We start from the raw sequence: 278 nt of genomic DNA, 5'->3' as shown, positions 1-278 counted from the left end.
ATCGCCTTCGACAACACCACCGGCGGCGGGCCCGAGTTCCCCGGCACCCGCGCCTCCTACGAGCCGCTGGGCCTGCCCACCACCCCCTTCGACCTGACCCTCAACCTGTCCGAGCGCCACCACCCGGACGGCTCCCCGGCCGGGCTCTCCGGCGGCCTGGAGTTCGCCGTCGACCTGTTCGACCGGGGCACCGCCGAGCGGCTCGCGGGCGCGCTGGCCGGCCTGCTCGACCAGGTCGCCGAGCAGCCCGGCCGCCCGGTCGCCGAGCTGGACGTGCT

General features: G+C 76.6%; 1 protein-coding gene. It reads left to right on the top strand.

What is annotated here, in order from left to right:
• Nucleotides 1-278 (top strand): hypothetical protein (locus VR45_RS41210; protein WP_045945112.1); only part of this gene is annotated, 278 nt, incomplete at both ends.

It is taken from the genome of Streptomyces sp. NRRL S-495 (assembly GCF_000966955.1).
Taxonomy (GTDB): domain Bacteria; phylum Actinomycetota; class Actinomycetes; order Streptomycetales; family Streptomycetaceae; genus Kitasatospora; species Kitasatospora purpeofusca.
Note: the sequence above shows the minus strand (reverse complement) of the source record. Positions and strands in the feature narration are given on the sequence as shown.